Annotated in this window: 6 protein-coding genes and 1 pseudogene; 4 read left to right on the forward strand and 3 right to left on the reverse strand. The window is 27.6% G+C overall.

Going from position 1 to position 6,682, the window contains the following annotated elements:
- The first annotated feature begins 403 nt into the window (after positions 1–403).
- The 3 genes from RMN92_RS11810 (at position 404) to apaG (ending at position 2,941) form a co-directional block, all read left to right on the forward strand.
- A complete protein-coding gene (locus RMN92_RS11810; protein WP_309609644.1) occupies positions 404–1,174 on the forward strand; it encodes a methyltransferase domain-containing protein in 771 nt (256 codons plus the stop codon).
- Between the two features lie 64 nt (positions 1,175–1,238).
- A complete protein-coding gene (locus RMN92_RS11815) occupies positions 1,239–2,486 on the forward strand; it encodes a DUF5103 domain-containing protein (protein ID WP_309609645.1) in 1,248 nt (415 codons plus the stop codon).
- Positions 2,487–2,554: 68 nt separating this feature from the next.
- On the forward strand, positions 2,555–2,941 hold the full coding sequence (gene apaG, locus RMN92_RS11820; RefSeq protein WP_309609646.1) for a Co2+/Mg2+ efflux protein ApaG: 387 nt from the start codon (positions 2,555–2,557) through the stop codon (positions 2,939–2,941).
- Between the two features lie 238 nt (positions 2,942–3,179).
- Here the strand turns inward: apaG and RMN92_RS11825 are convergent, their stop codons facing one another.
- The 3 genes from RMN92_RS11825 to RMN92_RS11835 all read right to left on the reverse strand — a co-directional run bounded on the left by RMN92_RS11825 (position 3,180) and on the right by RMN92_RS11835 (position 6,300).
- A complete protein-coding gene (locus tag RMN92_RS11825; RefSeq protein WP_309609647.1) occupies positions 3,180–4,214 on the reverse strand; it encodes a hypothetical protein in 1,035 nt (344 codons plus the stop codon).
- A gap of 2 nt (positions 4,215–4,216) precedes the next feature.
- Positions 4,217–5,371, reverse strand: a complete 1,155-nt coding sequence (locus RMN92_RS11830; protein ID WP_309609648.1) for a hypothetical protein — start codon at positions 5,369–5,371, stop codon at positions 4,217–4,219.
- Positions 5,372–5,505: 134 nt separating this feature from the next.
- The gene (locus RMN92_RS11835) at positions 5,506–6,300 is read right to left on the reverse strand and encodes a hypothetical protein (RefSeq protein ID WP_309609649.1); all 795 of its coding nucleotides are present in this window, start codon (positions 6,298–6,300) and stop codon (positions 5,506–5,508) included.
- Between the two features lie 247 nt (positions 6,301–6,547).
- On the opposite strand from RMN92_RS11835, the pseudogene RMN92_RS11840 reads away from it, so the two are divergent.
- A pseudogene (locus RMN92_RS11840) lies at positions 6,548–6,682 on the forward strand (IS1595 family transposase); the annotation flags it as partial.

Raw genomic sequence — 6,682 nt, forward strand, 5'->3', positions numbered from 1 at the left:
TGAAAATTAGTGTAATTCGTGTGAAATAATTTCTCCCATTTTACACGAATTTCACAAATTTGCACGAATAAAAAAAGAAAAAAACAGATTTTTGAAATTTTTGAAATCAATTGCACAAGATAATTAATGAAAATTAGTGTAATTCGTGTGAAATAATTTCTCCCATTTTACACGAATTTCACAAATTTGCACGAATAAAAAAAGAAAAAAAACAGATTTTCAAAATTTTTGAAATCAATTGCACAAGATAATTAGTGAAAATTAGTGTAATTCGTGTGAAATAATTTCTCCCATTTTACACGAATTTCACAAATTTGCACGAATAAAAAAAGAAAAAAAACAGATTTTCAAAATTTTTGAAATCAATTGTACAAGATAATTAGTGAAATTCGTGTCAACAACTATGAAAAAGCTTTTTAAATTTATATTAAATACTATTCCACGTCCCATATTAATTCGACTGAGTTATGTTGCGCGACCTATTTTAGCTATGCTATTAAAAGGAACCAAATTCACCGATCCTATTGATGGAAAAAGCTTTAAAACATTTTTACCTTATGGCTACGGAAACCAACGAAATAATGTTTTGTCACCAAGTACATTATCGTTAGAAAGACACCGCCTTTTATGGTTGTATTTGCAAAATGAAACTGATTTTTTTACAGCAGTTGAAAAGAAAAAAGTCCTCCATTTTGCACCTGAACAGGCTTTTTACAAATTGTTCAGAAACCAAAAAAATATCGATTACACCACAACCGATTTACTTTCGCCACTTGCAGACGTAAAAGCAGATATTTGCCATTTGCCTTTCAATGATAATGAATACGATGTTATTTTGTGCAACCACGTTCTCGAACACATTCCAGACGACACCAAAGCAATACAAGAATTATACAGGGTTTTGAAACCTGGCGGAATGGCAATTCTTCAAATTCCACAAGATTTGTCTCGTGCTACTACTTTTTCTGATGATGCTATTGTAAATCAAAAAGAACGCGCCGCCATTTTCGGACAATATGATCACGTTAGAATTTATGGTCGTGATTATTTTGATAAATTAAGAAGTATCGGTTTTAAAGTAATCGAAGAAGATTATACTTCTAAAATCACACCAGAATTAGTGACAAAATATTGTTTGGCAAAAGGCGAAATTATTCCGGTTTGTTTTAAATAATTTTCTGGCATAATATTCGTTGTAAAATAATATATTTACATTCAATGAATTTATAATCACATACATGAAGTTATTATTATTTTTAGCAGCAGCTTTATATGCAAATTTGGTTATGTGCCAGAATGTTACAGAAACCGTTGCACCATACAATATTAAAACCATCACTTTTATACAAAGTCAGGCCAATGTGTTGCCATTTTTTAAATTAGGTGAATCATTTGAATTTAATTTCGATGATTTATATGGAAACGAAGCCGATTACTATTATGAAATAACACACCATAATTACAACTGGACACCATCGCAATTGTCTAAAAACGAATATATTGATGGCGTAGACAATCAAAGAATTCAAGATTATGAAAATTCGTTCAATACACTTCAGCTTTATTCACACTACAGATTAAATCTACCTAATAAATTTACCAGAATTACTAAAAGTGGCAATTATCTAATTTCAATTTTCAACAATAATAGAGAATTGGTATTTTCCAAAAAATTTGTCGTTTATGAAGATATGTGCGAAGTGCCAATGCAAATTAAAAGAGCCCGAAATATAGCTGATAATTTATACAAACACAATCTAGATTTTACAATAAAATCAAAAAATATCCTGTTCCAAAATGCAGAACAAAACGTAAAAATTATTTTATTTCAGAACGGAAACTGGAAAAATACCATTGTCAATATAAAACCTCAATACACTATTGGCAATGATTTGATTTTTAAATATGACAAGGAAACACAGTTTTTTGCGGGAAATGAATACTTGTTTTTTGATAGCAAAGAAGTTCGCGCCGTTACAAATACAATAGCCAATGTAGATTCAAACGGCGGATTGTACAATACCAAATTATATACCGATACAGCCAGAAAATACAAACAATATACATTTTTCCCAGATGTAAACGGAAATTTTCAAGTCAGAAATTTGAATGTTTCGAACAATGATGTGGAAGCAGATTATACTTGGGTTTATTTTAAACTTTTTGCCGCCGATGCTCCAGCAGATAGTAATATATACATCACAGGAATGTTCAATAATAATGTGACAGTCGATGAAAATAAAATGGAATATAACAAGGAAAAAGGAATATTTGAAAAAGCATTGTTAATAAAACAAGGATTTACCAACTATAAATACACACTTTTAGATAAGAATAATAAATTTTTAAACTCAGATGAAATTGATGGGAATTTCTGGCAAACAGAAAATTTATACACAGCCATAGTTTATTACAGAGCCAATGGCGAAAGATATGATAGGGTAATTGGAAAAGGCGAAGCCGATTCTATAAATATTACCAATTAAAAATTAACAGCAAAATTAAGTTTTATCACTATATTTTTTTTTAAATTTGTAGGACATAAATTAAAACTATGGTATCACAAATCACAAGAGGCATAAAAATCTCGGTTTTGACGAATTTTGAAGGCACATACTTCAAAAATCACAAAATGCATTTTGCTTTTACCTACCACATTACCATTGAAAATCACAGTAAAGATTCCGTGCAACTCACCACACGTCATTGGGAAATTTCAGATTCATTAAACCATCTCGAAATAGTTGATGGCGAAGGTGTTATAGGAAAAAAACCTGTTTTAAAACCTGGTGAACAACATACTTACAGCTCAGGATGTTTACTAATGTCGCCTTTTGGCGCGATGGCAGGATTTTTCAATATGATTAATTTTACTACAACCAGAACATTTAAAGTAACTGTGCCAACTTTTAGACTAAGTGCACCATTTGCATTGAATTAATTTGAAGCAACTTCCAGCTTTCCATTGCAAGTTTGCTTGTAAAAATCTTTTTTTCTAAGTCCAAAAACGTGCTTCCTTTGGTCGCAGTTTTTAGCCAAGAAAAAATAGCTTTTTCCGTTGCAAAGCTTTCCATTTCAATCTGGGCTAAGGGAGTTGGGTTGGATTGATGCTTTTTCGACTCCTGCAAGGTTTTTTTTAACCTTGTAGGTTTTGTTTTTAATAATCGAATTTAACCACTTTAGAAAATTCCATTAATCTCTTTTTCGATTAGTTTGTATTTATCTTTTACATCTTCTCCAGAATAATAATCCAACAAATCTTTTTTAGTTAGAGTTCCATCATTTAGAAATTTTTTTAAATATTCTTGATTGAATTCCATTAACAAAATTGATTTTTCAAGTTGTTTTAAAATTGCTTTGTTGTTATCAATATTATTTAGAACTAATGATTTTATAGTTAAAACTTCATTGATGTCTTTAATAATTCTATTGACTAATATTGCTAACAAATCCTTTTCTAGTTCAATTGGTTTAGCATTTAAAGCAATATCTCTAGCCAACATATATGCAATTGCTAAATTTGAATAATCTCCTTTTTGAGAATTTATAATAGCAACAAAACCAATCTCTGGAATATAACCCACATTTTCGAAATTCTTTAGAATAGAATTTTCAACTAATGAAATGTCAAAAACAATCAAACTTACTTTAGCTTCTCGATTGGCTTGTGCTTCTATCAATTGACTCCAAGCAGTATCTGATTTTCTAGTAAAGATATCTTTGCTTTCAATGTCACCAAAACGAACACTTTTATCAAATTTACATTCAATGGCAATTTTCAAATCTGGATTTCCATTTATTTCGCAAATGATATCTCCAGTTTTATTTTTTGGTAAACTTCCAGCTGTATTTCCTGTTAAAAACGCTTTGTCTTTTATTCTTCTTTCTTGAAAATAATTGTTTAGAAATTCTGCAATCTCATCTTCCGCTAAAATTCCTTTGATTGTTGATTTGTAGAAAAGTTCTTTCTTCATTTCGAAAATCATTTTCAAACTTTCTAATTCTGTTCCTAGTTCATTATTGGTTTTGGCAAGAAAAGAAGATATGCGATCTTCCATCAATGCCAAAATTCCAATATACACCGCACGAAGTAATTTTTCGTCTCTTTCGGTCGCAGGAAGATTGTCAAAGTAGTTGAAAACTATTTGATTTTCGATTTCAAAGTTTGAAATTTCAACTCTTTTGAGTTGTTGGTTTAATTTTATATTTGCCATAATTAAATTGTACAGTTACAACCTTTATGTTTAGGTGATGTTAGTGTATTAAAATAAACCCAACCTATATTTTTTGTCGGACAAATGCAGTTATATTGAAAAATCTGTTTAAAAGTGTCAATATCATCTACAATTTTATTTAAAACTGAATTTGATAAACTAATTTCTCTACCAGAGGCCCAGTGGGAAAGATTATTTGATAACTGTTGGGTGTGAATTTTAAAATCATTTTTAGTTGGTAGTCTTCTGTTAATTTGTCTTGTTTTACCAGAGAATCTTTTTAATTCGATAATTTCTTGAATAGCATTTGACAATTTACTTACTAATTTATTATCATTACTATTAATTAAAGAAAATGGAATTTCTAAATTTAGCTTTTCAATAATTTCTAATAAAATAAATTCATAATACATTCTGAAATCTGAACCAATATAATTTCCAGAGTTAATCTTGTCTTGGATTATTAGTTTTAAATCATCTGATTTAAATGGTTTAAGAGAAACAGTATCTTTATTAGAATTTAAAGTATAATGCTTCCAGTTTTTTAAACTATTGTACTCATTGAGGACTTTTTTTAATAACCCATCGTGAGTTAAAAAAATAATTTGCTTTCCTTTTTTATTAGTTGGACTTAAAGAAATTCTTCGTTTAATTAAATCTAAAAGGTAATACTGATGACCTCCATCAAAACTAGATGTTATGTCATCTACAATAATGAAATTTCCTTCATTTTTACTTTTTAAGGCTGCAGCAAAATATATAGAAAGACTTAATGCATTTCTATATGATTCAGAAAGTAATGTTTCAGCTTTTAAATCAGAAGTGTTACTGTAAAACTTTTCAAGTAGAATATTTACTTTTTGACCTTTATGTTCTTTTTTTAATTTTGGTGTAATATCAACATTCCCCATAATTTCTTTAAAAAAAATCTTGGTATCTGTATCAATCATTGAAGCAATTTCCTCCATTAAAATATTATACGAATTTTCGTAATCTGATTTTATTTTATTTATATAAGTTGTCCAATTTTCAAGTTCATATAAATATTTAGTATCATAATCATTGGATTTTGATAATTTGTCTATTTCAATTAAAGAATTGAAAATAAATTTATAAATATTATTAATTTCTACGAGTTCAGAAATTCTTGGAGGCACTTTTATATTTAATTCGATAATAGCAGAGTTAATTATTTCTGCTTTATTTGCAACTTTTATTATGTATGATTCAATAATTTCGTAAACATTATTAGTTTCAAAAAAATTAGAACTTAAAAAATCTTTTGACCTTTCTAAACTATCAAAAAAAAAGTATTTATTGATAAAATGCTGTTTTCAAATTCAATTACTTTACTATATTTTATTTGGCTTAAAAAATCTTGAAAAAATAATTCGTATTTTACTTTAAATTTATTATAGGCTCTTATTTTATCATTAATTTTATCATAAAAAGATTTTTGCTCATTCCCAAGATCATTAGTATTGCAAAGAACACAAGTGTTTCTATCAAAATCAATAATAGTTTCATAGCTGTTTATAGCATTGTCAAATAATTTACCTAAAACTATATCAATTGGCGATTCAATTTGAGAATATGCTGCATTTAATTTTTTAGATAAAGTATTTATAGATTTTTTAGAAAATTTTCTTAGTGAAATATTTAATGATTTTACTTTTTCTAAATTTTCTTTTTCAGAATTGAGTCTTAATGCATCATCTTCATAAGTTGTACCTATTTTTGTTTTTATTAATAAATCAAAATCAATATCGGATTTAACTGTTACCGCTTTTACTTTTTCTCCAGAAAGTTTGGAAGTAAATAACTTTATTTTATTAAAAATCTCTTTTTCATTAAACGTCACTTGCTTAATGCCTATTTCATCTAACTTATTTTTAATTTCATTTTTTAACTTACTTATTTCTTGATTGTTTTCTCTTATCCTGTTTTCTCTGGTATTTTTACCAAAATCTGTATTTAAATTTTGAGTTCTAGAAATTTTATCAAGTTTTTCTTTAATATCAATAAATCTACCAAAGCCTACTAAATTTGAAAACAACTTACCTGTATCTTCAGAACTAGAAATCATAATTTTTTCAAATGACTTGTAATCTAGAAAATTTAGACTATTGCAAAGGGAACTTAGAAAGGATTCAGGATTAGGAATTGTTGTTGAACTAATAGTCCTTAATCCATTTGAATTAACTTGAACATTAATATCTGTAATTATATTTAAGTCATCAATAAATTCTATTTTTATATTCCCATTCCCTGGATGAAATAAATTTTTTGAGGTGTTCTGATAATTACTTATAATTTTTTCGTATATATAAAGTATGGAAAAGTTTACAGGACAAAGTATTTTAGAATTTACAGATAAGTTCAAAACGGATTTAGATTGTTTAGAATATTTAGCAGAAATAAAGTGGAAAGAAGGCTTTAAATGTGTAAGATGTAATCACGTAAAATTC

The sequence above is a fragment of the Flavobacterium sp. genome (assembly GCF_031363805.1).
Lineage (GTDB): Bacteria > Bacteroidota > Bacteroidia > Flavobacteriales > Flavobacteriaceae > Flavobacterium.